A 26,223-nucleotide genomic window follows, 5' to 3' on the forward strand; every position below is an offset into this window, starting at 1 on the left:
CAATGCACGGGAATGGGTAGGGGCGGAGGGGGCGAACAACCCTCCCGCGTCAGCCCCGGCGGCGGCGCGTCAAGGCCACCGCTCCCGCGCCCGCCACCAGCAACGCGATCGCGCCGCCCGCGATGTACGGCGTCACGGAGCTGCCCCCGGTCTCGGCGAGGTTCGCCTCCGCGGGAGCCCCCTGGGGCTTCACGTCGGACGACGGATCGGCGGGCTCGGCCTGCTCCTGCTGGGCGGGGGGCGCCGCCGGGGACGAACAGGTCGCCCCCGCCAGGGTCACGGTTCCCTCGACCTCGGCCACGTTCAACTTCAACGGATTGATGGACACCTTGAGTTCGAGCGTGGACGCGGCCGCCGTACGGGACGTGGTCTCGGTCTTGGACAGGTCGAGGCGGACCTCACCGACCCCGGGCACCTTCACCTCCGTCGGCCCGCCCACCGACAGCGTCACCTTCTTGCCGAGGACGCTGACCCCGCCGAGAAGGTTCGCGGTGGCCACGGGCTTCTTCCCGGCCTCGCACGTCGCCTTCGAGGTCACCTGCTCGACCTCGATGAGCGACAGCAGCGGCAGCCCCGGGACATGGACCACCGCGTGCGCGAGATCCGTGGAGCCCTCGGCCTTCCCGGCGGACACCGTGGCCTTCGCGGTGGCGACGTCCGCGCGCAGCACGCTGAACGCACGCCCGCCGTCGACACCGTCCAACCGCGCGGTGAGCGCGGTCTTTCGGGCGCTGTGCGGCGCCTGCACCTCGTTGAGGGAAACCGTGAGCGGAACGTCCACGGTCTTGTTGAGCAGGGACACGTCGAGCCCGGTACGGAGCACGACGGCACTCGCGCGACCGTGGTCGGTGGTCGCGTGAGCGGAACCCGCGCCGGCCAGCACCACGGGACCGGCGGCGAGGACACCGGCGGCCGCGGCGGCGAAACAGCGTGCGGGCATGCGGAAGTTGTTGCTGTTCAAGGGTGGGACCCCCATAGAAGAAAAGCTTGGGACCCGGCAAGAATTACGCACTGAGAGTGAACAGTCAGCAACCTGACGCGACTTCACTCCAACGTGGGGTTTCCGTGAATCAATTCGAATCTCGCGGCACGGGTGTTCCCCGCCGTCACCCATTCACCTGCCCCTGCGCGATTACGCCGGTTGACGCTCCGGCGCACGGACGCTGATGTTCAACGAGCCGATCCGGCGCCTCGTCACGCTCCGTCAATCAGCCGAAGGCATCTGTAGTCACCGGACCGCCCGCCCGCTCGACAGGCAACAAGGCGCGGGCGCTCCTATGCTGGTCCTGCCGGGCCTTGGGGCCCGAGGGTGGGGCGGGGCATCCATGCTTGGAGTCAGCCATGACGCACTCATCCGGACGCTTGCGCAGGGGTGCCGTCACCGCCACGGCGGTGGGGACCCTCATGGTTCCCCTCGCGAGCGCTACCGCCGTCGGGGCGCCCACGCTCGGTCACACGGCTGCCACCGCCGCCGTCACCTCCACCGAACCACCCTCGCCGTCCGCCTCGCCCTCGGGCGGCGTCCGCGCGCTCACCCCTGGCGTGCTGCACCGGCTCGACGTCACCGTGCAGCAGGTCATGCGACAGGCGAACATCCCTGGGGTGACCGTGGGCATCTGGACGCCCGACAAGGGGAGCTACGTACGGTCGTTCGGGGTCGCCGACAAGAGCAACGGCCAGAGGATGTCGCCGTATCTGTACGAGCGGATCGGCAGCGAGACCAAGACCTTCACCGTGACGGCGCTGCTGAAGCTGGTCGACGAGGGCAAGGTGGGCCTGGACGATCCGATCGCCAAGTACGTCTCCGGTGTGCCCAACGGCGACACGATCACGCTGCGCCAGCTGGCCGGGATGCGCAGCGGGCTCTTCAACTACTCCGAGGATCCGGACTTCTTCAAGGCGCTGACGTCCGATCCGCAACGGCCGTTCACACCGCAGCAGCTGCTCGACTACTCCTTCAAGCACCCCGTGCTGTTCCCGCCCGGCGAGAAGTTCTACTACTGCAACACCAACCTCATCCTGCTCGGCCTGGTCGTCGAGAAGAAAAGCGGCCTGCCGCTCGGGGACTACATCAAGAAGAACGTCCTCGCACCGGCCGGAATGAATCACACAGTCTTCCCGACCGACGCGGCATTCCCGAACCCGCACGCGCAGGGGTACACGAACCAGACCGCGGACGGGAAGGTCGCGGACGCGGCCGACTGGAATCCCTCCTGGGGCTGGGCGGCCGGCGCGATGATCTCCAATCTGAACGATCTGCGCACCTGGGCGCCCACAGTGGCCACGGGCGTGTTTCCCGACGGCTCCCGCATGATCAGCCCCGCCACACAGAAGCAGCGGCTCACCACGCCCCCGACCACGATCCCGGGCGCCGGGTACGGGCTCGGCATCTTCAACGTCCAGGGCTGGATCGGGCACAACGGTTCACTGCCGGGATACGAGTCCCTGACGATCTATCTCCCGTCGGCGAAGGCGACCCTCGTCGTGCTGCTGAACACCGACATCAACTATCAGGGCGCGGAGCCCAGCACCGTCGTCGGCCAGGCCATCACGGAGATCATCAGCCCGCAGCACGTGTTCAACCTGCCCGCACAGTCGGCGGCGCACTGACCGCCGCGACGGACAGGGCCCGGAGGTGGCGGGCCCCGGCAGGCCGGGGCCATCCGCTCCTCGACGCACGGCGGCCCTAGCCGACCACCCGCCCGTTCAGCACCACCCGGCGCGGAGCCACAAGCACCCGTACGTCCGCCCGCGGATCCGCCTCGTACACCACGAGGTCCGCGGGCGCCCCCTCGTCGAGGCCGGGCCGCCCGAGCCACCGCCGTGCGCCCCATGTGGTGGCGGACAGTGCCTCGACGGGCGGGATGCCGGCGGTGACGAGTTCGGCGACCTCGGCGCCGGCCAGTCCGTGGGCGAGCGAGCCGCCGGCGTCCGTTCCGACGTAGACGGGGATTCCGGCGTCGTACGCGGCGCGCACGGTGTCGTAGCGCCGCTCGTGCAGTCGTCGCATGTGCGCCGACCAGCGCGGGAACTTCGCCTCGCCACCGGCCGCGAGCTGCGGGAAGATCGCGATGTTCACGAGCGTGGGGACGATCGCGACCCCGCGCTCGGCGAACAGCGGGATGGTTTCCTCCGTCAGACCCGTCGCGTGCTCGATGCAGTCGATGCCCGCCTCGACCAGGTCCCGGAGCGAATCCTCCGCGAAACAGTGCGCGGTCACCCGCGCGCCCAGGCGGTGCGCCTCGGCGATCGCCGCTTCCACGGCCCCGCGCGGCCAGCAGGCGCCCAGGTCGCCCGTGCCGCGGTCGAGCCAGTCGCCCACCAGCTTGACCCAGCCGTCGCCGCTCCGCGCCTCCTGGGCGACGTACGCGACCAGGTCCTCCGGCTCGACCTCCCACGCGTAGTTGCGGATGTAGCGGCGTGTGCGCGCGATGTGCCGACCGGCGCGGATGATCTTCGGGAGATCGCCGCGGTCGTCGATCCAGCGGGTGTCGGAGGGCGAGCCCGCGTCCCGGATCAGCAGGGTGCCCGCATCGCGGTCGGTCAGCGCCTGCTTCTCGGAGACGCCCTCGGGGACGGGGCCGTGGGTGTCGAGCCCGACGTGGCAGTGCGCGTCGACGAGTCCGGGCAGCGCCCAGCCCTCGACGGTACGGACGTCACGGGCGCCGGCGGGACGCTCGTACGAGATCCTCCCGCCGACGACCCAGAGTTCGTCACGGACGTCGTCAGGTCCGACGAGGACCCGCCCCTTCACGTGCAGCACCGCGCGATCGCTCATGACGGCACCTTAATTCCTGCCGAACGGCGGGGCGCTAGGGCCCCTTTTCGGTCTCCTCCACGTCCGCCATCGCCGGGTCGAGGAGCCGGGACAGGAAGTGGCGGGTGCGCTCGTGGCTCGGGTTGCCGATGACCTGGGCGGGCCTGCCGTCCTCGACGATCACGCCGCCGTCCATGAAGACGACCCGGTCGGCTACCTCGCGCGCGAAGGTCATCTCGTGGGTGACGACCATCATCGTCATGCCCTCGTTCGCGAGCATCCGCATCACGGCGAGTACGTCACCCACGAGCTCGGGGTCGAGCGCCGAGGTCGGCTCGTCGAAGAGCATCACCTCGGGGCCCATGGCGAGCGCGCGGGCGATGGCGACGCGCTGCTGGCCGCCGGAGAGGGAGGCCGGGTACGCGTCGGCCTTCTCCGACAGGCCCACCCGCCGCAGGTTCTCGGCGGCGATCCTGGCGGCCTCCTCCTTGCCCCGGCGCAGCACCCGGCGCTGCGGCAGCGTCAGGTTCTCGGTCACCGACAGGTGCGGGAAGAGGTTGAACTGCTGGAAGACCATGCCGATGCGGCGGCGTACGGCGTCGATGTCGACGTCGGGGTGCGTGACCTCCGTGCCGCCGACGAAGACCTGGCCCTTGGTGGGCTCCTCGAGGAGGTTCACGCAGCGCAGCAGCGTGGACTTGCCGGAGCCGGACGGCCCGATGACGCAGACGACCTCGCCCTGCCCGACCTCCAGGTCGATACCGCGCAGGACTTCGTTGTCGCCGAAGGACTTGTACAGGTCCCGGACCTGGATCTCTGGAGTACTGCTCACTTGGTGGCCTCCCCGGCCTTGGCCTCCAGGCGGCGCACGACGAAGCCGAGCGGCACGGTGACCAGCAGATAGCACAGGCCCGCGACGAGGATCGGGGTGGAGTTGGCGGTCTGGCTGGCCAGGTCGCGCCCGAACTTGGTGAGTTCGCGCTCCTCCAGGGTGACACCGAGGAACAGCACCAGCGAGGAGTCCTTGAAGAGGAGGACGAGTTCGTTGGTGAGCGGCGGGATCACGATGCGGAACGCCTGCGGGATGATGATCGAGACCATGGCCCGGGCGTGCGAGAAGCCCAGTGAACGGGCCGCCTCCATCTGCCCCTTGGGCACCGCCTGGATGCCCGCGCGGATCGTCTCCGCCATGTACGCGGCCGACACCAGGCCGAGCGCGAGCGCCACCTTGCCGTACGTACCGCCGGGGATCTCCGTGCCCGGGAACGCCAGGGGCACGGCGACGCCCACGAAGACGAAGATCAACAGGGCGGGCAGGCCGCGGAAGATCTCGATGTAGATGCCGGCGAGCCAGCGGTAGGGGCCCACCGGAGACAGCCGCATCAGGGCGATGACCATGCCGAGCACGAGGCCGAACACGAAGCCGGACATCGTGTAGAGCACGGTGTTCTTCAGCGCCAGCGTGATGACGTCCGGGAACATCTGCGTGACCAGGTCCCACTGCGCGAACTGGTTCTGCAGCCGTCCCCAGTCGGCCGTGACCGCGAAGGCGATCACGGCGGCGACGAAGACGACGTACTGCGCGCCACGCGACAGGGCACGCTTCTGGCGTCGGGTCAGGCCGGACTTGCGGGGCTGGACTTGTGCGTCGGCACCGCTCATGAGGCGGACGGGGCGGCGGAGGCCGCGGACTCGTCGTACGGGCCGATCCACTGCTCGTAGAGCTTCTTGTACGTGCCGTCGGCCTTCGCGTCCTTGATCGCCTTGTTGATGGCGGCGAGGAGCTTGGTGTTGCCCTTCTTCACCGTGAAGCCGTACTGCTCACCGGTGTTGAGGTTGTCGACCACCTTGAAGGCGTCGGCGTTGGCCTTGTCCTTCAGCCAGCCCTGGACGACGGGGTAGTCGATGACGACGGCCTGGACCTGGCCCGTGCGCAGGCCGTTGAGGACCGCGTCGGAGGACTCGAAGGAGACCGGGTCGAAGCCATGCTTCGTCGCGTAGTCCTCGCCCGTGGTCTGCGCCTGCGCGCCGAGCTTCTTGCCCTTGGACTTCACGTCGGCGAGGGAGTTGATGCCGCTCTTCTTGTCGACCAGGACGGCCTGGGTCGCGTCGAAGTACGGGTCGGAGAAGTCGACGTTCTTCTTGCGCTCCTCGGTGATCGTCATGCCGGCCGCGGCAAGGTCGCACTGACCGGAGTTGAGGAACGCGCCCGTCTTGAAGTTCTCGAAGGGCGTGTCGACGATGGCCTGCTTCACACCGAGGTCCTTGGCGACCAGGTCGATGAGAGAGACGTCGAAGCCCTCGTACTTGCCGTTCTTCTCCGACTGGAACGGCGGGTACGGGAGGTGGGTGCAGGTCGTGAGCTGGCCCGCCTTCACCACGGGGACGCCCTTGGCGGTGGCCTTGCCTCCTCCGCTGTCCGAGGAGCAGCCGGCCACGAGCAGCAGCCCGGCCGTCGCGGTGGTGGCGGCCAGAATGCGGGTCCGGCGTCCGAGGACCGAGTTCACGGGGACCTCCTGTGGGGAAACTGTGGGTTCCGATTATAAGGAAAGGTTTGAGTTGCTCAAATCAATCCGATGGTTGCTGGGCTGTCCGGCCTCAGATCTGCTGCCAGGAGGGGGCCAGGTGGTCTCGTGCCGGTGCCCGACGGCGCGTGGCCGCGGTCTCGCCGGGCGCGGCGCGGGATCGTCCGCCTCGGGCGCGTCCGCTGACCGGCGGGCCCCTCCCTCGCCGCGTCCGAGGCCCAAGGGATCGCCGGTTACGCTCAAATCCGCGCACTCGCGTGCTGGAAAAAACGCGTACCCGCGCATCGGAACCGTGAGCGAAGAGAGCACCGCCGTGACCCATCCCCTCCTGGACCTGGCGCCGCTGAGCGCCGCGCACTTCGCGTCGATCGAGGACCGCGTGGCCCGGTTGCTCTCCACCGAGCAGGACGTCGTGATCATGCAGGGCGAGGCGCTGCTCCCGCTGGAGGGGGCCATTCGCGCGACGGCCGGACCCGGCACGACCGCGCTCAACGTGATCACCGGTCCGTACGGGCAGACCTTCGGGGACTGGCTGCGGGACTGCGGGGCGACCGTGATCGATCTGGCGGTGCCCTTCCACACCGCCGTCACCGCCGCGCAGATCCGCGAAGCCTTCGCCGAGCACCCGTCGATCGACTTCGTGTCGCTCGTGCACGCGGAGGCCGCCACCGGGAACACCAATCCGGTCGCGGAGATCGGCGAGGTCGTGCGCGAGCACGGCGCGCTCTTCTACCTGGACGCGGTCGCGTCGATCGGCGCCGAGCCGGTGCTGCCGGACGCGTGGGGCGTCGACCTGTGCGTGATCGGGGCACAGAAGGCGATGGGCGGCCCCGCGGGGGTGTCGGCGGTGTCGGTGAGCGAGCGGGCGTGGGCGCGGATGGCCGCGAATCCGACGGCGCCGCGTCGCTCGTATCTCTCCCTGCTGGACTGGAAGGAGAGGTGGGTCGACGGCGGACGCAAGGCGTTGCTGCACGCGCCGGCGCAGTTGGAGATGCTGGCGCTCGAGGCGTGCGTCGAGCGCATCGAGGGTGAGGGACTGGACGCGATGATGGACCGTCACGCCTCGGCCGCGGCGGCGACTCGGGCGGGGGCCGTCGCCCTGGGCGGTGGGCTCGAGCCGTATGTGTACACGGCGTCCGACGCCGCGCCTGTCGCCACGACGTTGCGGGTGCCGGTGGGGGTTGACGCGTCGGCGTTGGCCGCGAAGGCGTTGGCCTCGGATCCGGCGCTTCCGCTGGTCGCGGGTGGGGGTGCGCTCGCGAAGGAGATGATCCGGGTGAACCACTATGGGCCCGATGCGACTCGCGGGGTCGTCCACTCCAGCCTTGCGGGGCTGGGGGCCGCGTTGGCCGAGTTCGGCGTTTCGGTGGATCTGGAGGGGGCGCGGAGGGCCGTGGCGGGGGCCTGGGGCTGAGGTCCGAGCGTTTCGTCGCCCCCTCCGCCCCTGCGCGAACTTTTAGCGGGGGTCTGGGGGCGCAGCCCCCAGGGGACGGGAATGGATAGGGGGCGCCCGTGGGCGAAAAAACCGGGATCCCGCAGGAAAAAGGGGATCCCCCACCCGCCTATCCAGTAATTAATTCAGCGCAGCTTCCCGTATTCTTCTGCCCGCTTTCCGGATGCCTAAACGCAAAGATTTCGCGAACGCCAACCAACGTAATTCGGGCAGATCTCGCGGCCATTACATGGCTGTGACGCACTCCACACCGCGCCCGCTTCCTCCCGTATTTTCCGGTCAAAACGGGAGCTAATGCCACCCGCTCGCGCACCCCTCACGGGCGCGCGATAGCACATGGACGCGCCGCACGTAACCCCGACCGACGATGCAATTTGAACTTTCCCTCGGTAAATTCAATCCGCATGACCGCCGCACACGCAGACCTGCAAGCGGAATTCCTGGAAATGCCGGAGGGCCTTCGGATCGACCGTCCGGAGGTGGCCGACGGGGCCACACTCTGGCGTATCGCCAAGGACTCCAGAACCCTCGATCTGAACTCCTCGTACAGCTATCTGCTCTGGTGCCGTGACTTCGCCGGCACGTCGGCGGTGGCGCGCGACGCGGAGGGGACGCCCGTCGGTTTCGTCACCGGGTACGTCCGGCCCGAGCGCCCGCGCACGCTGCTCGTATGGCAGGTGGCCGTCGACGGCGCGTACCGCGGGCGCGGGCTCGCCGCGGCGCTGCTCGACGGGCTGACCGCGCGGGTCGCCGAGGAGAGCGAGCACGCGCTGACCACCGTGGAGACCACGATCACGCCCGGCAACACCGCCTCCGAGCGCCTGTTCACGTCGTACGCGCGACGCCACGGCGCGGCCGTAGAGCGCGAAGTGCTGTTCCAGGCCGAGCAGTTCCCCGACGGGCCGCACGATCCCGAAGTGCTGTACCGCATCGGTCCTGTCTCCACCCTCTCCCGCTGACCTCCCCCGATCTCCTTCTCCCCCACGCTTCGAGGAGCGATTCGCTGTGAGCATCACCCAGCCCGACCTGAGCGTCTTCGAGACCCTGGAGTCGGAGGTGCGCAGCTACTGCCGTGGCTGGCCCACCGTCTTCGACCGGGCGCAGGGCAGCCGGATGTACGACGAGGACGGACACGAGTACCTCGACTTCTTCGCCGGCGCGGGGTCGCTGAACTACGGGCACAACAACCCCGTTCTCAAACGGGCCCTCATCGACTACCTGGAGCGCGACGGCGTCACCCACGGGCTCGACATGTCGACGACGGCCAAGCGCGGCTTCCTGGAGGCCTTCCAGAATCTCGTCCTGCGGCCGCGCGATCTGCCGTACAAGGTCATGTTCCCGGGGCCGACCGGCACCAACGCCGTGGAGTCCGCGCTGAAGTTGGCGCGGAAGGTGAAGGGGCGCGAGGCGATCGTGTCCTTCACCAACGCCTTCCACGGGATGTCGCTGGGATCGCTCGCCGTGACCGGGAACGCCTTCAAGCGAGCCGGCGCCGGGATTCCGCTCGTGCACGGCACTCCGATGCCGTTCGACAACTACTTCGACGGACAGGTCCCCGACTTCCTCTGGTTCGAGCGGCTGCTCGAGGACCAGGGGTCGGGGCTCAACCACCCCGCCGCGGTCATCGTCGAGACCGTGCAGGGCGAGGGCGGCATCAATGTCGCGCGGCCCGAGTGGCTGCGGGCCCTCGCCGACCTGTGCGCGCGGCGCGACATGCTGTTGATCGTCGACGACATCCAGATGGGCTGCGGACGGACGGGAGCGTTCTTCTCCTTCGAGGAAGCGGGCATCGTGCCCGACATCGTGACCGTCTCCAAGTCCATCAGCGGCTACGGGCTTCCCATGTCCCTGTGCCTGTTCAAGCCCGAGCTGGACATCTGGGAGCCGGGCGAGCACAACGGCACCTTCCGCGGCAACAACCCCGCGTTCGTCACGGCCACCGCCGCCCTGGAGGCGTACTGGGCCGACGGCTCCGCCATGGAGAAGCAGACCCGCGCCCGCGGCGAGCAGATCGAGCAGGCGCTGATCTCCATCACCGAGGAGAACCTCGCCGACGTCAAGGAGTACCGGGGGCGGGGACTCGTCTGGGGCATGGAGTTCACGGACAAGGAGCGCGCGGGGCGTATCGCGCAACGCGCCTTCGAACTCGGGCTGCTCATCGAGACGTCCGGGCCGGAGAGCGAGGTCGCGAAACTCCTCCCGGCGCTCACCATCACCCCCGACGAGCTCGACGAGGGGCTGCGCACCCTCGCCCGCGCCGTACGCGAGACCGCCTGACACACACCCGAGCCACGAGAGAGAGGCATCGCACCACCGTGATAGTCCGTTCGTTCAAGGACATCGAAGGCACCGACCGGCATGTCAAGTCGGCCTCGGGCACCTGGGAGAGCAAGCGCATCGTCCTCGCCAAGGAGAAGGTCGGCTTCTCCGTGCACGAGACGATCCTGTACGCGGGTACGGAGACGTCGATGTGGTACGCGAACCACATCGAGGCCGTCGTGTGCGTCGAGGGCGAGGCCGAGCTCACCGACGACGAGACCGGGCGGAAGTACACGATCACGCCCGGCACCATGTACCTCCTCGACGGTCATGAGAGGCACACCATGCGGATCAAGGAGGACTTCCGCTGCATCTGCGTCTTCAACCCGCCCGTCACCGGACGGGAGGACCACGACGAGAACGGCGTCTACCCCCTGCTCACCGAACCCGAGGAGGTGTGACAAGCGCATGACCACCCTCACCGATCTCTACCCCAGCCGCGGCGCCACCGAGGTGTCCGCGCCCCGTCAGGACCCGGTCGTGTGGAGCGCGCCGGGCGAGCCGGGACCGATCGCGGTCTCCGAGCTCCAGGCGTACGAGCGCGACGGCTTCCTCGCCGTCGAGGAGCTCATCACCGAGGACGAAGTCGCCGTGTACCGGCAGGAGTTGGAGCGACTCGTCGGCGATCCGGCGATCCGTGCCGACGAGCGGTCCGTCGTCGAGCCGAAGTCGCGGGAGATCCGGTCCGTCTTCGAGGTGCACCGGATCAGCGAGGTCTTCGCCCGTCTCGTCCGTGACGAGCGCGTGGTCGGGCGGGCCCGGCAGATCCTCGGCTCGGACGTGTACGTCCACCAGTCGCGGATCAACGTCAAGCCGGGCTTCGGGGCCAGCGGCTTCTACTGGCACTCGGACTTCGAGACCTGGCACGCCGAGGACGGTCTGCCGAACATGCGGACCGTGTCCGTCTCGATCGCGCTGACCGAGAACTACGACACCAACGGCGGCCTCATGATCATGCCGGGGTCGCACAAGACGTTCCTCGGGTGTGCGGGTGCCACCCCGGAGGACAACTACAAGAAGTCGCTGCAGATGCAGGACGCGGGCACGCCCTCCGACGAGGCGCTCACCCGCTTCGCCACCCGCCACGGGATCAAGCTCTTCACGGGCCGGGCCGGCTCGGCGACCTGGTTCGACTGCAATTGCATGCACGGCTCCGGGGACAACATCACCCCGTTCCCGCGCAGCAATGTCTTCATCGTGTTCAACAGCGTGGAGAACGCGGCCGTGGAGCCGTTCGCGGCGCCGGTGCGCAGGCCCGAGTTCATCGGGGCGCGGGACTTCACTCCCGTGCGGTGATCTGAAGGCACATCGGGCCCGGTACCGCCGCAGGGGGTGCCGGGCCCGGCCCGCGTCACAGCCACGCCAGTGAGGCGGCCTCCGTCACGGCCACGCCATCGACGCGGCCTCCGTCACAGCCACGCCAGTGAGGCGGCCCGCTCCAGTACGTCCCTGATCGCGGCGTCGTCCCCCGCAGCGCCCCGAGGCACTTCGCCGGGTGCGTACCGCCCGCCCACCAGCAGGCAGAAGTCCACGGGATCCAGGACGAGTTCGGCCCGTACCGGCTCGTCCTCGGAACCGAGCACCCACTGGGCGTCGGGTTCTCCCCCGGTCACCGCGAACAGCACCGGCGCTGCCGTGGGGCCCAGTGCCATGCCGAGGATGCGGACGGCCAGCCGGACGAGTTGCCACAGGTGCGGATCCGGCGGCGGGGGCACCGCGAGCCCGAAGGCCCGCCCGATGTCGTCGGTGTGGATCCACGCCTCGAAGGCCCGCACGACGAAGTGGTCCGCGACGGGCAACCGTACGCCCATCAACGTGGTGGCGTGCGCGGCCCGCTCGGGATCCCTCGCCTCGGGCGTGGCCAGCAGCGCTCCGGCCTGCGCGGTCCACGCGGCAACGGTCTCCTCGGGCGTACGCCTCTGCTCGTACGCGATCACGTCGGCGGTCCGCGCGGCCCAGGCGTCCGCCCATCCCGTCCCCTCCGCGACCCGGGACTCCGGCACCCGCGCCGCCAGGCCCAGTCGTCGCGCGAGCGGCTCGTCCGCCGCGATCAGGTGGGCCACCGTGGCGTGCACGTCCCAGTCGTGCACGACCGGCGTACCCCAGGGGCCGGGCCCGTCCAACTCCCGCAGCACTGCCTGGAGTCCGGCGACGGCGGCGGCGTACGGGGCGGCGTGCCAGGCCACCCGAGGTGCCGCGGGACGGGCGCGCAGGGCGACGGTGAGGACGCCGTCGATGCCGGCGGAGGCGACGTTCGCCAGGGGTGGCCGTGGGGCGCCGTCCAGCAGCCGTACCGTCTCGCGCAGCCGCTCCGCCTCCGCCGCGCAGGACTCGCATTCCGCCAGGTGCAGGGGGACCGTCTTCTGGTCGGCGGGGGGCAGCGCGCCGACGGCCCAGGCCGCCAGCAGGTCCCGTACGCCTTCGTGGTCGGTGCTCATCACATGCCGCCCTTCCGGGCCACGGCCGGCATGGTGGCCGCACCTCGCCCCGCTGTGGCCACCATACGCACGCCCGGCCCGGCCGGGCCCACTCGCGCCGCCATCACGCGCCCCTCTCCAGTGCCGGATCCGGTGGATCGGCCAGGGATTCGGCGAGCTTGCGCAGGGCGGAGCGCAGCCGGGTCTTGGCCGTGCCCTCGGGGATCCCCAGCTCCACGGCGGCCTGCCGGTAGGTGCGGCCCGCGAAGTAGGCGAGATGGACGACTTCCCGCTGTGGCTGCGGGAGTTCGGCGAGGGCGCTGTGCAGCAGCAGCGAGCGCTCGCGGTCGACGACCGTCTCGTCGGGGCCGGGTCCGGCGTCGGGGATGGCGTGCAGCGCCGAGTCGTCCGTGCGGGCGTCCTTGCGGTGCCGGGCCTCGCTGCGCACCCAGTCCACGGCCCGCCGGTGGGCGAGCATGGACAGCCAGGTGCGCAGCGAGCCACGGCGCGGGTCGAAGGCGTACGGCCTGCTCCACAGCTGCGCGAAGACCTCCTGCGCCACGTCCTCGGCGGCGGCCGGGCTGCGCGTGACCCGGACGGCGACCCGTCGCACGAGCCCGCCGTACGCGGCGTACGCCTCGGCCAGCGCGGTCTCGTCCCCGTACACCAGCCGCCGATGCAGCTCGGCGTCCGTGAGCGTCGGATCCACCGGCACCACCACCTCGTGGTGCCTTCCTAGCGCCCTCCCGTACCCCGCGCCAGAGGGCGAACCCCTCAGCCGGACAGGACGTCCAGCAGCCGGTCGACATCCGCGGGCGTGTTGTACAGGTGGAAGGCGGCCCTCAGGTTGCCCGCACGGTCCGACACTTCGACACCCGCGCGGCTCAGCTCGGGCTGACGGTGGCCGAGGCCGGGCACGGAGACGATCGGTGAGCCGGGGGCGGGGACCGGTGCGTGGCCCAGGGCGTGCAGACCCTCGCGGAAGCGGTCGGCGAGGGCGAGGTCGTGGGCGTGTACGTTCGCCACGCCCAGCTCCTCGATCAGGGCGAGGGAGTGCCGGGCACCGGCGTACGAGAAGAGGCTCGGGCTCTCGTCGAACCGCCGTGCGGAGTGGGCGAGTTCCTCGACGGGGCCGTAGCAGCTGTCCCAGGGGGCCTCCCCCGCGACCCAGCCCGCGAACACCGGGGTGAGCCCGCCGAGGTCCTCCGGGACGACCAGGAAGGCCACGCCCCGCGGGCAGACGAGCCACTTGAAGGCGACGGAGGAGACGTAGTCGTACGCGTCCGCCCGCAGGGGCAGCCATCCGGCGGCCTGGGACGCGTCGATGTACGTGCGTGCCCCGTGCGCCCGCGCGGCGTCGCGGATCCCCGCCAGATCGGCGACCCGCCCGTCCGCGGACTGCGCGGCGCTGACCGCGACGAGCGCCGTGCCCGGGCGTACGGATTCGGCCATCCGCTCCAGCGGTACGGCACGGACCTTGAGATCGCCGCGGACGTGGAAGGCGGTCACGACCGAGCTGAAATCCGCCTCGGCGGTGAGGACTTCGGCGCCCTGCGGCAGCGAGGCGGCGATCAACCCGCTGTAGACGGCGACCGAGGCCCCGGCCGCCACCCGGCGTCCGGGAACCCCGACCAGCCGGGCGAACGACGCGCGTGCCGCCTCGACGTCCGCGAACATGTCGGCCGGCCGCCCGGCGGCGACGGACTCGACGGCGGCGCGCATGGCGGTCACCGTGCGCGCCGGTACGAGTCCGGTGCTCGCGGTGTTCAGATAGGTGTTCTCCGGGGCGAACTCGGCACGTACGAGGCTCTCGAAGGTCTCCATGGGACCACTCTGCGGTCCCAGGAACCCCCCGTCCATTGCCGATTTTTACGTGGAACCGCTAAGAGGCGCTTATACGTGGGCTCCGACCTGCGCTTTTCAGCTCTGCGGCACCGCGCATCCGTCCGGGCCGCAGGCCTCCGCGTCGGCCGAACCGTCCTGGATCAGCTGGAGCGGCGGCCGCTCGCCCCACGCCTGGGTCAGCGCCTGCGCGAAGACCTCGGCGGGCTGGGCACCGGAGACGCCGTACTTGCGGTCGAGCACGAAGAACGGCACCCCGTTCGCGCCCAGCTCGGCGGCCTCGCGCTCGTCGGCGCGCACGTCGTCGGCGTACGCGGCCGGGTCGGCGAGCACCTTGCGGGCGGCGTCGGCGTCGAGCCCGGCGGCGCCGGCCAGCTCCACGAGCCGTTCCTCGTCGTCGAAGACGGTGCGCTCCTCGGCGAAGTTCGCCTTGTAGAGCAGGCCGATCAGCTCGTCCTGCCTGCCCTGCTCCTTGGCGAAGTGCAGCAGGCGGTGCATGTCGAAGGTGTTGCCGTGGTCGCGGTCCCGGGTGCGGTACTCCAGGCCCTCGGCGGCGGCCTGCGCGCCCAGGTTCTCCTCGCCGGCCTGGGCCTGCGCCTCGCTCATGCCGTACTTCTTGGTGAGCATCTTGATGACGGGCTGGATGTCGCCCTTGGCGCGGCCCGGGTCGAGCTCGAACGAACGGTGTACGACCTCGACCTCGTCGCGGTGCGGGAAGGCGTCGAGCGCCTTCTCGAAGCGGGCCTTGCCCACGTAGCACCAGGGGCAGGCGATGTCGCTCCAGATCTCGACGCGCATGTCTTCGGCTCTCTCCAGGTCGTACGGGTACGGGGTACGGGGTACGGGGACACCCTCCAGGGACGTCGGTGTGTGAACGTTCAAGCGGCTGGTTTCATTCCCCGGTCAGGCAGGCGGTCGTTCCCCGGTCACGGAGAAGTGCAGGTACAGGTGGTGGTCGCCCTCGGCCGGCGGGTTCTCCGGATCGGGGATCCAGCCGAGGCGGGCGTAGAAGGCCTGGGCGCGCCGGTTGTCGATGTGTACGTCGAGGACGGCGGTGCGCTTGCCGTCGGCCTGCCACTCCTCGACGCAGGCGGCGTGCAGCTCGGTGCCGATACCGCCCCGCCAGTGGTCGGGGTCGACGTGGAACTGAAAGAGCTTCACTGTTTCCGCGGGGGCGCCCTCGGGGGTGCGGAAGGAGGCGATGCCCGTGATCCGGCCCTCGTCAACGAGGCACAGCACATGCCCGTCCGGCCGCTCGATGACGCTCTGCCAGGCCGCGAGCCAGTCGGTGCCGTCCTGCGGGATCCCGTCCGGGTAGTACGTCGCCCGGGCCCGAGCGTGCAGGGCGGCGATGGCCGCGGCCTCGGCGGGGAGCGCGGTCCTGATCACCCGGCCCACTTGCTTCACACGGTCTTGGATCATGCAGCCGAGGACGCTCCCGAGGCGACCGCGGTTCCCAGCCGGCTGAACCGGGTGCGGTAGGCGCTCGGGGTGAGGCCGGTGCGGCGGACCAGATGGCCGCGCAGCGAGTCTGCCGTGCCGAGACCACAGGCGCGGGCCACCTGGTCCATGGGGAGGGTGGTGGTCTCCAGGAGTTCCTTGGCACGCTCGATGCGCTGGTGGAGGAGCCACTGCAGGGGGCTGACCCCGCTCTCGGCGTGGAAGCGGCGGGTGAGCGTGCGCCGCTCACGCCCGCGTGCCGGGCGAGATCGGTGAGCGTGAGGGGCTTGTCCAGGTTGCGCATGGCCCAGCCGCGGATGTTGGTGCCCCGATGGGGGCACGCACGGACCGCGCCGAACAGGAACAAAAGTTCGGCTGCGACGCCGTTCTCCCAGCTTCTTCAGCGGTATGCACGGCAGCCTCGGCATCAGCGCCCGCTGCTCCCAGTGACGCAGCTCCTCAGCTGCCGTCTCTGAGGTCCCTCGGCCAGCTGGGCCGGAACTCGATGCCGTCGTAGGTCACCACGCAGCCCTCGCCCATGGGCGACTGGGCCATGAAACCGATGAGAGCCGCCCCGGTCTCCTTCTCGTCGCCCAGCGTGAAGAGGCGCACGAAGGTCCAGCGCTCGCCGTCGCGCGAGGCGTGGAAGGCGAAGGCTCGACCCGTGCGGCTCACCCGGAGCCACACGGAACTGCCGTCCACCGTGAAGGAGTTGGCGTCGTCGGAGTGCCCCCGGGTGACCACCGTGCAGACGGTGGGCACGTCCGGGGAGTACTCCAGGCACAGCTTCGCCCACGCCCGCTCCCCCACGTGGACGTAGAGGACCCCCGCGTCGAAGGAGGCCGCGAAGCCCACCGTGACCCGGGCGATCAGCTGGAAGTCCCCCTCGGGCGCCCCGAGCAGCCGGGGCGCGTCGGAGGCGGGGTCCAGGCCTTCACCGGTGGGCGGCACGAAGCGGTCCTGGCGGGGGCCGGCCCAGCCGGTGAGCACTCCGTCCTCGTACGACCAATGGCCGTCGGGGCCATAGGTACGGAGGAGGAAGGGGAGTTCGGGGAGTTCGACGTCCATCCGGTGAGTCTCTCAGGTCCACCCCCGCGCCCTGTAAGGGGCGCGGGGCAGTGACGGATGACGCTACGCCGCTCGAGTGCGACAAGCCACAGACGGCCCCCGGCTCACGGACAACCGACGGTCCAACGGCGCACCCGGCGGAGCGCTAGCGCTCCAGACGGCCGTTGAAACGACGCGGCAGCTCCAGCGGGTTGTCATCCCGCAGCTCCGCCGGCAGCAGCGCCTCCGGCGCGCTCTGGTACGCCACCGGCCGCAGCCAGCGCTCGATCGCCGTACCGCCCACCGACGTCGACGTCGAGGTCGTCGCCGGGTACGGACCGCCGTGGTGCTGGGCTGGGGCGACCGCGACACCCGTCGGCCAGCCGTTCACGAGCACGCGCCCCGCGAGCGGCGTCAGCTCGGCGAGGATCTCCGCGCCGCGGCCCTCGCCGGCGGCCTCCTCGGTGGAGAGCTGGACGGTCGCGGTGAGGTTGCCGGGAAGGCGGGAGAGGACCGCGCCGGCCTCGGACTCGTCCTCGTAGCGCGCGACCACGGTGAGCGGGCCGAAGCACTCCTCCAGGAGCAGGTCGTGCTCGCCCTCGGTGGTGAGCTTCCGCGCCGGCACGGTCAGGAACCCGGGGCTCACGGTGTGCTCGCCGCCCGCGCCGGGGGTCACCGGGGACTCCACGTCGGGGAGTTCGGCCCGCGCGGCGACGCCCGCGATGAAGTTGTCCCGCATGCGGTGGTCGAGGAGCACACCGGCGTCCGTGTCGCTGACCGCGTCCGTCAGGGACTTCACCAGGCGGTCGCCCGCCGCGCCCGCGGGCGCCAGCACCAGGCCCGGCTTCACGCAGAACTGGCCGACACCCAGCGTCATCGAGCCCGCCAGCCCGGCACCGATCGCCTCGGCCCGCTCGGCGGCGGCGGCCTCGGTGATCACGACGGGGTTGAGGGAGCCCAGCTCGCCGTGGAAGGGGATCGGCACGGGCCGGGCGGCCGCCGCGTCGAAGAGGGCACGGCCGCCGCGTACCGAACCGGTGAACCCGGCGGCGGCGATCAGCGGGTGCCTGACCAGCTCGACGCCCGCCTCGAAGCCGTGGACGAGGCCGATGACGCCCTCGGGGATGTCGTGCCGAGCGGCGGCCCGGCGCAGTACGGCCGCGACCAGCTCCGACAGCGCCGGGTGGTCGGGGTGCGCCTTGACCACGACCGGGCACCCGGCGGCCAGCGCGCTCGCGGTGTCGCCGCCCGCGACGGAGAAGGCGAAGGGGAAGTTCGAGGCGGAGTAGACGGCGACGACGCCCAGCGGCACCTTGTAGCGGCGCAGGTCCGGGATCGGCGGGGTCGCGGTGTCGTCGGGGTGGTTGATCACGACGTCGAGGAAGGCGCCCTCGTCGACGATGTCCCCGAAGGCGCGCAACTGGTAGCAGGTGCGGGCGAGTTCGCCGGTGAGCCGGACCGGTCCGAGCGCGGTCTCCGCGTCGGCGGCCTCGACGAGCTGGTCCTTGGCGCCTTCGAGCAGGTCGGCGGCGGTGCGCAGGAACGCGGCGCGTACAGTGCGGTCGGCGAGCGCGGGGCGTGCGGCGTGCGCGGCGCGCACTGTCTCGTCCACCTCCTGGGCTGTGGCCTCCACCGCAACCTGTTCACGCTGCTTCCCGGTACGGGGGTCGACACTCCAGACTGGTGCTGCTGCCACCGCGGATCCCTCCAGATGTGTTGCCGCAGTTCTTCACCGCAGTTCTTATGTCACCCACCAGGGGCGTTCGATATACTGAACGCCGTCTCTGTTGGTGAATATGATGCGGAGACTATTTCCCGTCCAACGAAGGGGTCAAGGGCGATGTCGGCAGGCGAGACAGGCGGCGGGGCGCAGGTCAAGTCCGCGGTGCGGACCGTGGAATTGCTCGAATACTTCGCCGGCCGGCCCGGAATGCACTCCCTGGCCGCGGTCCAGGAGGCCGTCGGTTATCCCAAGTCCAGCCTGTACATGCTGCTGCGTACGCTCGTGGAGCTCGGCTGGGTCGAGACGGACGCGACGGGCACGCGGTACGGCATCGGCGTACGGGCGCTGCTGGTCGGCACGTCGTACATCGACGGCGACGAGGTGGTCGCCGCGGCCCGGCCGACGCTGGACCGGCTCTCCGACGACACGACGGAGACGATCCACCTGGCGCGCCTGGACGGCACGAACGTCGTCTACCTGGCCACCCGCCAGTCCCAGCACTACCTGCGCCCCTTCACCCGGGTGGGCCGCCGGCTGCCCGCCCACTCGACTTCCCTCGGCAAGGCGCTGCTCGCCACCCACACCGACGAGCAGGTCCGCAAGATGCTCCCCGAGACGCTTCCCGCGCTCACCGAGCACACGATCACCGACCGGGAGAAGCTCATCGAGGAGCTGCACCAGGTGCGGGAGCAGGGCTTCGCGGTGGACCGCGAGGAGAACACGCTGGGGCTGCGCTGCTTCGGCGTGGCGATCCCGTACCGCACGCCCGCCCGCGACGCGATCAGCTGCTCGGTTCCGGTGGCCCGTCTCACCCCCGCGCACGAACAGATGGTCAAGGACGCGCTGTTCGACGCGCGCGACCGGCTCACGCTCGCGACGCGGAGGCTCTGACGTGTCCGGCATGGATGTCATCCTGCGCGAGGTCCACGACAGCGATCTGCCGGTCTTCTTCCGCCAGATGAACGACCCGGACGCGCTCCGCATGGCCGCGTTCACCCCGGAGGACCCCGCCGACTGGACCGCCTTCGACGCCCACTGGCGTCGTATCCGCTCCTCGTCCGAGGTCGTCGTGCGTACGGTCCTGGTGGACGGCGACGTCCTCGGCAGCGCGTCGGTGTACGGCTCGCCGGGCGAGCGGGAGGTCACGTACTGGATCGACCGCGCGTACTGGGGCCGCGGCATCGCGACCGCGGCGTTGCAAGCCCTGCTGGCGCAGGTCGTCGAACGCCCGCTGTACGCCCGCGCCGCCGCGGACAACACCGCCTCCCGCCGGGTCCTGGAGAAGTGCGGCTTCCACGTGACCGCCCGGACCAGCGGCTACGCCAACGCCCGCGGCGCGGAGATACCCGAGATCGTGCTCACCCTGGAGGCCTGAGCACGACGTGACGCCCGGCCCGGGGCCGGTTCGGCACCGCCGCACAGCACCGTGTCGGCGGTGCCGGAGCCCTCCACACGTCAGACGGCCCCTCCCCCGTCCGGCGGAGGCGGATCGTCGTCGCGCAGGACGTGGGTGAGGGCCGCCACCGGGAGCGTGGAGGCATGACGCAGACACTCGCCTCCGCTTCGGACACGGCCCCCGCGGGATCCGTGGGCAGCAGCCGGCTTCGCCGGATTCTCCGTGCCCTCGCCATCGTCTCGTGCGCGCCGTATCTCTCCCTCAAGGTGGCCTGGATCGCCGGGAGTCACCTCGGTATCCCCGAGGGGAGCTCGCTGCTGGAGCACCGGACCGGCCTGGCCGTGGCCAACAGCATCACCGTGCTGATGGACGGGACCGTCATCGTGATCGCGCTGCTGCTCACCCGGCCCTGGGGGCTGCGGGTGCCCGCGTGGCTGCTGGCCTTCCCGATGTGGGTGGCCACCGGCCTGCTCGCGCCGATCATGACCGGCTTCCCGCTCCAGCTCCTGGTGAAGGCCCTCGGCGGCTCCGGGAACAAGGCCTTGGAGAGCGGGCGGGAACCGTTCCTGGACGAGTGGGTGTTCGGGGTCGTCTACACCGGGTTCATCGTGCAGGGTCTCGCCCTGGGCACGCTGTTCGTGCTGTACGCGCGGGACCGCTGGGGACACCTGTGGCGCGGGCGGGTGTGGGAGCTGCCGGTCAGCCGGGTGGGCGCGGCCCAGCGGGCGACGGCGGTCGCGGCGGCCGTACTCGCGCTGTTCCCGCTCGCCACGCACCTGCTGTGGGCCTGCGGCGGCACGGCGGGGCTGAGCGCGGGCCGGGTTGCGGACCGGACCAGCGACTTCTACGTACTGGAGGCCATGTACGTGGTGTTCCTGGTGGCCACCGTCGCCGGCGCGTGGATCCTCGCCTTCCGGCGCGGGCGGGCCCTGCCCGTGATGGCGCCCCTCGCCCTCGCCTGGGTCGGCTCCGGGGCGGTGGCCTGCTGGGGCGGCTGGCTGTCGCTGGCCGGTCTCGCAGTGGACGACATCGGCAAGCGCCCGACGGAGCTGATGGACCTCACCTACGCTGTGCACATGATCGTCGGCATGCTCGTGGTCACCCTCGGCGCGTACTTCTTCGCCGAGCGGACCGGCGCTGCCAGGCCGCCACGGCGCGCCACGTGAGGGAGTTCGCCCGGTTCCTGTTCGGACGGCGGGCGCGCCGGCGGTGGATCCATCTGATCCTCGGCGGCGCGCTCGCGATGCCGTACGTCCTCGTCGGTGAGGTCATCGTCGGACCGGTCACCGACTCGCGTTACGTGTTCAACTCCTTGCCCCTCCAACTCATGTCCTTCGCCGTCGGGTTGCCGCTCGCCGCGATCACCGCACTGTTCCCGCTGACCCGGCCGATGTCGGTGGCCGGGGTGCGCGCGCTGTGCGGGGTCGACGGCGACCGGCTCGCCGACGGGCCCCCGCGCACCTGGGCGGCCCGTCGGCGCGCCGTCGGCTGGTTCACGCTGCACCTCGGCTTCGGCGGGGTCATCAGCGGGATGTCGCTGGCCGTACCGCCCTTCGCGGCGGTTCTCATCGTGCTGCCGGTCGTCGCGGGGCTGCGCGACTCCCGGCTCGGGCTGCCCGAAGTCCTCGACCACACCTGGGCGTTGGCGCTGTCGCCGGTCGCCGGGGTCGCGACGCTCATCGCGCTCGCGGCCTGCGCCGCCGTCTGCGGGAACCTGCTGGCCCGTTGGGCGCCCGCGCTGCTCGGGCCCACGCCCGAGGACCGGCTCGCGGCGGCCGAACGCCGCGCCGCCGACCTCGCCGTACGCAACCGGCTCGCCCGCGAGCTGCACGACTCCGTCGGCCACGCCCTCAGCGCGGTCACCCTCCAGGCGAGCGCCGCCCGCCGTGTCCTCGACACCGACCCGGACTTCGTCCGCGAGGCCCTCGCCGCGATCGAGGACACCACGCGGCGGACGGTGGGCGAACTGGACGCGGTGCTGGGCGTGTTGCGGGAGGGCGACGATCGTTCCACCGCTCCGGCCCCCACCCTGGCCGCCGACCTCGACGGCCTGCTGCACCGCACCCGCGCCGGCGGCCTGCGCGTGCGGGCCACCGTCGAAGTGGATCCGGACGACCTGCACCCACTCGTCTCCCGGGAGGCCTACCGCATCGTGCAGGAGGGCCTGAGCAACGCCCTCAAACACGCGGGCGCGCGAACACCGGTCACCCTGCGGATCACGGGGAACGGCAGCGAACTGGAGATCACCACGGAGAACCCGACCACAGCGACCGGCGTTCCCCGCCCGGGCGGCGGTCACGGCCTGCGGGGCATCGCCGACCGCGCCCGGCTGCTCGGCGGCACGTGCGAGGCGGGCCCGGCGGACGGGGTGTGGCGGCTGACCGTACGACTGCCCGTCGAGAGAAACGAAGGACCCTCATGACCAGCCCCCGCGCCGACTCCCTCCGCATCGTCCTCGCCGACGACGAACGCATGGTGCGCACCGCCCTGCGCGCGATCCTCGCCGCCGAGCCCGACCTGGAGGTCGTCGGCGAGGCGGCGACCGGTGCCGAGGCCTTGTCCGTCGTCCGGGAGCTGACACCGGACGTCGTCCTCATGGACGTACGCATGCCCGAGATCGACGGCATCCGCGCCACCGAGCAGATCCTCGCGACGCTCCCCCACCCCCCGCGCATCGTCGTCGTGACCACCTTCGAGAACGATGCCTACGTGTACGAGGCGCTGCGTGCCGGAGCCTCGGGGTTCCTGCTCAAACGGGCCGAGGCGGACGCGCTCGTGCAGGCCGTACGGCTGGTCGCGCGCAGCGACACGCTGCTGTTCCCGTCGGCGGTGCGGGCGCTGGCCGCCGAGCACGCGCGGTCGCGGCCCACCCCGCCGCCCTGGGTGGCGAAGCTCACCGCACGGGAGCGCGACGTACTGCGGCTGATGGCCACGGGGCTCACGAACGCCGAGATCGCCGGGCGCATCGGGGTCGGACCCGCGACGGTGAAGACGCACGTCGCGGCCGTCCTGGCGAAGACGGGCACCCGCGACCGCACCCAGGCGGTGATCGCCGCCTACGAAGCGGGCTTCATGAGAGACGGCGGCTGACCCCCGCCGCCGAGGGACGAACTTCATGAAGGACGCATGAGAAATGCGGGCGGAAGGGAACGATTCGCTCCTCCTCGCTCGTCCTTCTGAGCGGGATGAACAAGACGATCAGGCGTGCCGCCGTCTTCACTCTGCTGCTCGTGCTCTCCCTGCTGATCAGGGCGACCTGGGTGCAGTTCTACGACGGCAAGGCGCTCGCGGACAACAAGGACAACCGGCGGAACGCGATCTCGCTGTACGCGAACCCGCTCGGGAACATCATCGTGGCCGGCGACGCGATCACCGGTTCCGCGCAGACGAAGGGCGGCGACCTCAAGTACAAGCGCACGTACAAGGACGGCAGTCTGTACGCGGCGGTCACGGGCTACAGCTCTCAGGTGTACGGGGCGACCCAGCTGGAGGGCATCTACCAGGACCTGCTCGACGGCACGGACACCCAGCTGAAGAACCCGCTCGACACGATCACCAACAAGCGCGCCGACCCGGGTGACGTGATCACCACGATCGATCCCGATGTGCAGAAGGCGGCGTACAACGCCCTCGGTGACAAGAAGGGCGCCGCCGTCGCGATCGACCCGAAGACGGGCAGGATCCTCGCGGTCGTCTCCACACCGTCGTACGACCCTTCGCAGCTCAGCACGGGCAACTCCGCCGCCTGGACGAAGCTGACGAAGGACGCGGACAAGCCGATGACGAACCGCGCTCTGCGCCAGCCGCTGCCGCCGGGCTCGACGTTCAAGCTGGTCGTCGCGGCGGCCGCGCTGGAGGACGGGCTGTACTCGGACGTGGACACGAAGACGGACAGCCCGGATCCGTACACGCTGCCGGGCACGAGCCGGGAGCTGTCGAACGAGAACCCGAACGCGCCCTGCGAGAACGCCTCGATCCGCGTCGCGCTGCAGTACTCGTGCAACAACGTCTTCGCGAAGATGGCCGTCGACCTGGGCCAGGACAAGGTCAAGGCGATGGCCGAGAAGTTCGGCTTCAACGACAAGACGCAGGACGTGCCGGTCCGGGCGTACACCAGCGTGTACCCCTCGGACATGGACAAGTCCTCCACGGCGCTGACCGGCATCGGCCAGTTCGACGTGACCGCGACCCCGCTCCAGATGGCCATGGTGTCCGCTGCCATAGCCAACGAAGGCAAGCTGGTCTCGCCGCACATGGTGTCGCAGACCAGTGACGCCGACGGCAATGTGTTGAAGAACTATGACGACAGCACGGAGACCAAGGAGATCGTCAGCTCGTCCACGGCCGAGCAGCTCCAGTCGGCGATGCAGACGGTCATCACGGACGGCACGGGTACGAACGCCCAGATCTCCGGCGCGACCGTGGGCGGCAAGACCGGTACGGCCCAGCACGGCGAGAACAACAGCAAGACGCCGTACGCCTGGTTCACGTCGTACGCGAAGTCCGACTCCAATGGCAAGGAGGTTGCCGTGGCGGTCATGGTCGAACAGTCCGACGCGGCCCGCTCCGAGGTCAGCGGCAACGGCCTGGCGGCGCCGGTGGCCAAGGCGATGATGAAGGCAGCCCTGAAGAACTGAGGGTTCCCTTCCCCGCACCCCTGACGGGAGCGAACCGTTGGGGCGCGGGGCAGTGACATGTGCGGCTCCGCCGCGTGGGCGCGACCAGCCACGAACAACCCGCAGCCGACGGACGAGTCACTTCACCCCGAACAACTGCTCCACGGGATCAATCGCGAAGTACACCAGGAACAGCGCCGAGGCAGCCCACAGCAGCCAGTGGACCTCCTTCGCCTTCCCCAGCACCGTCTTGATCAGCACATACGCCAGGAACCCGGCACCGATCCCGTTGGTGATGGAGTACGTGAACGGCATCACCGCGATGGTCAAGAACGCCGGGATGGCGATCTCGTACTTGTCCCAGTCGATGTGCTTGACCTGGGTCATCATCAAGAAGCCCACCGCAACGAGCGCGGGCGCCGCGGCCTGCAGCGGAACGATCGTGAGCAGCGGCGTCAGGAAGAGGGCGAGCGCGAACAGGCCACCGGTGACCAGGTTCGCGAACCCCGTGCGCGCGCCCTCACCGACGCCCGCCGCCGACTCGATGTACGAGGTCGAGGAGGACGCCGAGGCCGCGCCGCCCGCGACCGCCGCGGCGCCGTCGATGAGCAGCACCCGGCCGAGGTTGGGCACCTTGCCCTCGTCGTCGAGCAGTCCCGCCTCGGCGCTGATGCCGACGACCGTGCCCATGGTGTCGAAGAAGTCGGACAGGACGAGGGTGAAGACGAGCAGGACGACGGTGATCGCGCTGGTCTCCCCGAAGGAGCCGAACAGGCTGAAGTGACCGAGCAGTCCGAAGTCCGGCGAGGCCACCACATCGTCGGGGACCTTCGGCGTGGTCAGGCCCCAACTCTTGATGTCGGCGGCGGAGTTGATGATGATCGCCACGATCGTCATGGTGACGATGCTGATCAGGATCGCGCCCTTGACCTTGCGCGCGAGCAGCCCGATGGTCAGCAGAACTCCGAGGCAGAAGACGAGAATCGGCCAGCCGGCGAGCGCACCCGTGCCGCCGAGCTGCACCGGCACCGTCGTGTTCGCGACGTCCGGGATACGGGTGACGAACCCGGCGTCGACGAAGCCGATGAAGGCGATGAACAGGCCGATGCCGACGCTGATCGCCTGCTTCAAGGGCTGCGGTATCGCGTGCATGACGGCTTCGCGCAGGCCCGTCACCACCAACACGCAGATGAGCAGGCCTTCGAGCACGATCAGGCCCATCGCGTCGTCCCAGCTCATCAGCGGGGCGATCTGGAAGGCGACGACCGCGTTGAGGCCGAGGCCCGCGGCGAGCGCGAGCGGGAGGTTGCCGCCGACGCCCATGGTGATCGTCATGACGGCGGCCACCAGGGCGGTGGCGGTGGTCAGTTGGACGGCGTCGAGCTGGTGGCCGAACTTGTCCTTGGCGCTGCCCAGGATGATCGGATTCAGGACAAGGATGTAGGCCATGGTGAAGAACGTGGCGAAGCCGCCGCGTATCTCCCGGCCGAAGGTCGAGCCCCGGGCGGAGATCTTGAAGAACCGATCGACGCTGTTCTCCCCCGGTGGCACGGCACTTGGCCGGTCGGTCACCTGCTGCGTTTCGGACATGGCGATACTCCTCGCTACCTGCGTGCTGAGTGTGCGGATGCTGGCTGGATTGTTCCCGCGTTGAACCGCTTTCAGGTTTTCCCCGTGTTACGGAATCG

25 protein-coding genes and 1 pseudogene are annotated in these 26,223 nt (G+C 70.4%); 12 read left to right on the plus strand and 14 right to left on the minus strand.

Going from position 1 to position 26,223, the window contains the following annotated elements; all coding sequences use genetic code 11:
- Window positions 1-49 precede the first annotated feature (49 nt).
- Complete coding sequence (locus ACZ4RZ_RS08260) at window positions 50-961, minus strand: SCO1860 family LAETG-anchored protein (RefSeq protein ID WP_467743186.1); 912 nt, start codon at window positions 959-961, stop codon at window positions 50-52.
- 380 nt (window positions 962-1,341) lie between these two features.
- Between ACZ4RZ_RS08260 and ACZ4RZ_RS08265 the strand changes: the two genes are divergently transcribed.
- On the plus strand, window positions 1,342-2,610 hold the full coding sequence (locus ACZ4RZ_RS08265) for a serine hydrolase domain-containing protein (RefSeq protein WP_467743187.1): 1,269 nt from the start codon (window positions 1,342-1,344) through the stop codon (window positions 2,608-2,610).
- 76 nt (window positions 2,611-2,686) lie between these two features.
- Here the strand turns inward: ACZ4RZ_RS08265 and ACZ4RZ_RS08270 are convergent, their stop codons facing one another.
- From ACZ4RZ_RS08270 to ACZ4RZ_RS08285, 4 genes are read right to left on the minus strand one after another with little or no spacing between them, the layout of a single operon-like run.
- Window positions 2,687-3,778: an amidohydrolase family protein gene (locus ACZ4RZ_RS08270; RefSeq protein ID WP_467743188.1), complete on the minus strand. Its 1,092-nt coding sequence runs from the start codon at window positions 3,776-3,778 to the stop codon at window positions 2,687-2,689.
- Window positions 3,779-3,812: 34 nt separating this feature from the next.
- Window positions 3,813-4,589 carry an amino acid ABC transporter ATP-binding protein gene (locus ACZ4RZ_RS08275; protein ID WP_467743189.1) on the minus strand — a complete coding sequence of 259 codons (777 nt, stop codon included), beginning with the start codon at window positions 4,587-4,589 and terminating at the stop codon, window positions 3,813-3,815.
- Window positions 4,586-5,419: an amino acid ABC transporter permease gene (locus tag ACZ4RZ_RS08280; protein ID WP_467743190.1), complete on the minus strand. Its 834-nt coding sequence runs from the start codon at window positions 5,417-5,419 to the stop codon at window positions 4,586-4,588. Before ACZ4RZ_RS08280 ends, ACZ4RZ_RS08275 begins: the two co-directional genes overlap by 4 nt.
- Window positions 5,416-6,264, minus strand: coding sequence for a transporter substrate-binding domain-containing protein (locus ACZ4RZ_RS08285; RefSeq protein WP_467743191.1), 849 nt, complete (start codon window positions 6,262-6,264; stop codon window positions 5,416-5,418). The genes ACZ4RZ_RS08280 and ACZ4RZ_RS08285 overlap by 4 nt, the downstream gene beginning before the upstream one ends.
- A 331-nt stretch (window positions 6,265-6,595) precedes the next feature.
- Between ACZ4RZ_RS08285 and ACZ4RZ_RS08290 the strand changes: the two genes are divergently transcribed.
- From ACZ4RZ_RS08290 to thpD, 5 genes are all read left to right on the plus strand, one after another.
- Complete coding sequence (locus ACZ4RZ_RS08290; RefSeq protein ID WP_467743664.1) at window positions 6,596-7,696, plus strand: pyridoxal-phosphate-dependent aminotransferase family protein; 1,101 nt, start codon at window positions 6,596-6,598, stop codon at window positions 7,694-7,696.
- 443 nt (window positions 7,697-8,139) lie between these two features.
- Complete coding sequence (gene ectA, locus ACZ4RZ_RS08295) at window positions 8,140-8,694, plus strand: diaminobutyrate acetyltransferase (RefSeq protein ID WP_467743192.1); 555 nt, start codon at window positions 8,140-8,142, stop codon at window positions 8,692-8,694.
- Window positions 8,695-8,740: 46 nt separating this feature from the next.
- Complete coding sequence (gene ectB, locus ACZ4RZ_RS08300; protein ID WP_467743193.1) at window positions 8,741-10,012, plus strand: diaminobutyrate--2-oxoglutarate transaminase; 1,272 nt, start codon at window positions 8,741-8,743, stop codon at window positions 10,010-10,012.
- 38 nt (window positions 10,013-10,050) lie between these two features.
- Entirely contained in the window at window positions 10,051-10,455 is a 405-nt protein-coding gene (locus tag ACZ4RZ_RS08305; RefSeq protein ID WP_467743194.1) for an ectoine synthase, read from the plus strand.
- A 7-nt stretch (window positions 10,456-10,462) separates the two neighbouring features.
- The gene (thpD, locus tag ACZ4RZ_RS08310) at window positions 10,463-11,350 is read left to right on the plus strand and encodes an ectoine hydroxylase (RefSeq protein ID WP_467743195.1); all 888 of its coding nucleotides are present in this window, start codon (window positions 10,463-10,465) and stop codon (window positions 11,348-11,350) included.
- A 113-nt stretch (window positions 11,351-11,463) separates the two neighbouring features.
- On the opposite strand, the gene ACZ4RZ_RS08315 is transcribed toward thpD, so the two are convergent.
- From ACZ4RZ_RS08315 to ACZ4RZ_RS08350, 8 genes and pseudogenes are all read right to left on the minus strand, one after another.
- The gene (locus ACZ4RZ_RS08315; RefSeq protein ID WP_467743196.1) at window positions 11,464-12,492 is read right to left on the minus strand and encodes a maleylpyruvate isomerase family mycothiol-dependent enzyme; all 1,029 of its coding nucleotides are present in this window, start codon (window positions 12,490-12,492) and stop codon (window positions 11,464-11,466) included.
- A gap of 103 nt (window positions 12,493-12,595) precedes the next feature.
- Window positions 12,596-13,192 carry an RNA polymerase sigma factor gene (locus ACZ4RZ_RS08320; RefSeq protein WP_467743197.1) on the minus strand — a complete coding sequence of 199 codons (597 nt, stop codon included), beginning with the start codon at window positions 13,190-13,192 and terminating at the stop codon, window positions 12,596-12,598.
- A 53-nt stretch (window positions 13,193-13,245) separates the two neighbouring features.
- Complete coding sequence (locus ACZ4RZ_RS08325; protein WP_467743198.1) at window positions 13,246-14,331, minus strand: aminotransferase class V-fold PLP-dependent enzyme; 1,086 nt, start codon at window positions 14,329-14,331, stop codon at window positions 13,246-13,248.
- Between the two features lie 60 nt (window positions 14,332-14,391).
- On the minus strand, window positions 14,392-15,111 hold the full coding sequence (locus tag ACZ4RZ_RS08330) for a DsbA family oxidoreductase (RefSeq protein WP_467743665.1): 720 nt from the start codon (window positions 15,109-15,111) through the stop codon (window positions 14,392-14,394).
- 105 nt (window positions 15,112-15,216) lie between these two features.
- Window positions 15,217-15,735 (minus strand): GNAT family N-acetyltransferase, encoded by a 519-nt coding sequence (locus tag ACZ4RZ_RS08335; RefSeq protein WP_467743199.1) that lies wholly within the window; start codon window positions 15,733-15,735, stop codon window positions 15,217-15,219.
- Window positions 15,732-16,090: pseudogene (locus ACZ4RZ_RS08340) on the minus strand (helix-turn-helix domain-containing protein); the annotation flags it as partial. The pseudogene ACZ4RZ_RS08340 and the gene ACZ4RZ_RS08335, both read right to left, overlap by 4 nt.
- Window positions 16,091-16,212: 122 nt before the next feature.
- Complete coding sequence (locus ACZ4RZ_RS08345; RefSeq protein WP_467743200.1) at window positions 16,213-16,821, minus strand: DUF1349 domain-containing protein; 609 nt, start codon at window positions 16,819-16,821, stop codon at window positions 16,213-16,215.
- Between the two features lie 145 nt (window positions 16,822-16,966).
- Complete coding sequence (locus ACZ4RZ_RS08350) at window positions 16,967-18,496, minus strand: aldehyde dehydrogenase (NADP(+)) (protein ID WP_467743201.1); 1,530 nt, start codon at window positions 18,494-18,496, stop codon at window positions 16,967-16,969.
- Window positions 18,497-18,640: 144 nt separating this feature from the next.
- Here ACZ4RZ_RS08350 and ACZ4RZ_RS08355 point away from each other — a divergent pair, with 144 nt between their 5' ends.
- The 6 genes from ACZ4RZ_RS08355 to ACZ4RZ_RS08380 all read left to right on the plus strand — a co-directional run bounded on the left by ACZ4RZ_RS08355 (window position 18,641) and on the right by ACZ4RZ_RS08380 (window position 24,556).
- Window positions 18,641-19,414: an IclR family transcriptional regulator gene (locus ACZ4RZ_RS08355; RefSeq protein WP_028803360.1), complete on the plus strand. Its 774-nt coding sequence runs from the start codon at window positions 18,641-18,643 to the stop codon at window positions 19,412-19,414.
- A 10-nt stretch (window positions 19,415-19,424) separates the two neighbouring features.
- Complete coding sequence (locus ACZ4RZ_RS08360) at window positions 19,425-19,898, plus strand: GNAT family N-acetyltransferase (protein WP_467743666.1); 474 nt, start codon at window positions 19,425-19,427, stop codon at window positions 19,896-19,898.
- Window positions 19,899-20,062: 164 nt separating this feature from the next.
- A complete protein-coding gene (locus tag ACZ4RZ_RS08365) occupies window positions 20,063-21,085 on the plus strand; it encodes a hypothetical protein (protein ID WP_467743202.1) in 1,023 nt (340 codons plus the stop codon).
- Window positions 21,082-22,341: a sensor histidine kinase gene (locus tag ACZ4RZ_RS08370; RefSeq protein WP_467743203.1), complete on the plus strand. Its 1,260-nt coding sequence runs from the start codon at window positions 21,082-21,084 to the stop codon at window positions 22,339-22,341. Before ACZ4RZ_RS08365 ends, ACZ4RZ_RS08370 begins: the two co-directional genes overlap by 4 nt.
- Window positions 22,338-23,009 (plus strand): response regulator transcription factor, encoded by a 672-nt coding sequence (locus tag ACZ4RZ_RS08375; protein ID WP_467743204.1) that lies wholly within the window; start codon window positions 22,338-22,340, stop codon window positions 23,007-23,009. The genes ACZ4RZ_RS08370 and ACZ4RZ_RS08375 overlap by 4 nt, the downstream gene beginning before the upstream one ends.
- A 95-nt stretch (window positions 23,010-23,104) precedes the next feature.
- Window positions 23,105-24,556 carry a peptidoglycan D,D-transpeptidase FtsI family protein gene (locus ACZ4RZ_RS08380; RefSeq protein ID WP_467743205.1) on the plus strand — a complete coding sequence of 484 codons (1,452 nt, stop codon included), beginning with the start codon at window positions 23,105-23,107 and terminating at the stop codon, window positions 24,554-24,556.
- Window positions 24,557-24,673: 117 nt separating this feature from the next.
- Here ACZ4RZ_RS08380 and ACZ4RZ_RS08385 read toward each other — a convergent pair whose 3' ends face one another.
- Window positions 24,674-26,125, minus strand: a complete 1,452-nt coding sequence (locus ACZ4RZ_RS08385) for an NCS2 family permease (RefSeq protein WP_467743206.1) — start codon at window positions 26,123-26,125, stop codon at window positions 24,674-24,676.
- Window positions 26,126-26,223: the final 98 nt, after the last annotated feature.

The organism is Streptomyces sp. NPDC027189 (assembly GCF_055566975.1).